The following is a 513-nucleotide window of genomic DNA, read 5'->3' on the forward strand; positions in this document are numbered from 1 at the left end:
GGGGCGCGCCCGCGATGATCGTCATCACCCCAGGTGGGAGCGGCTCGGCGCGAAGACCCGCGCGGCACGACACGCCGGGGCGCCGCGCCCGCGCGGCGGCCCCGTGCCTGTGGCTGGACTCACAGCCGGGGAGCCGTCCGGGCCCGATGTCAGTGGCGGCTGGAATGCTTGCGGGCATGGACGAACTGATACGGCGCAGGGTGTACGGCGCCGACCACGACGACCCGGACCCGGGCCCGCGGCCCGGCCATGTCTACCGGGAGCTCGTCGCCGGCCCGCTCGACGGCCTCCTCCTGGACGTCACCGGCTGGCCCGCCGAGCGGCTGCGCGACGGCGCGTCGCTGACGACGGAGATCGGCTCGTACGGAGCGGGCGGCCACGCCCTCTACGGCCCCCGCCCCACCGACCCGGACCGCTGGGACTGGCAGGGCGACACGCCGTAGCGCGCCGGGCCACCCGCTCCGTACACGTGTCGCGCAGGCCCTAGGGCGTGTCCGCGAAGTGGGGTCTGGC

The 513-nt window shown here is 76.6% G+C and carries 1 protein-coding gene; it reads left to right on the top strand.

Going from position 1 to position 513, the window contains the following annotated elements; translation table 11 throughout:
* Positions 1-176: 176 nt before the first annotated feature.
* Positions 177-443, top strand: a complete 267-nt coding sequence (locus tag GT042_RS15940; RefSeq protein WP_161309374.1) for a hypothetical protein — start codon at positions 177-179, stop codon at positions 441-443.
* The last annotated feature ends 70 nt before the right edge of the window (positions 444-513 follow it).

It is taken from the genome of Streptomyces sp. SID3212, assembly GCF_009865405.1.
Classification (GTDB): Bacteria; Actinomycetota; Actinomycetes; order Streptomycetales; family Streptomycetaceae; genus Streptomyces.

Bases quoted from the DNA above. Each gene is read 5' to 3' on its own strand.
- GT042_RS15940 (WP_161309374.1), top strand. From the start codon at position 177: ATGGACGAACTGATACGGCGCAGGGTGTACGGCGCCGACCACGACGAC.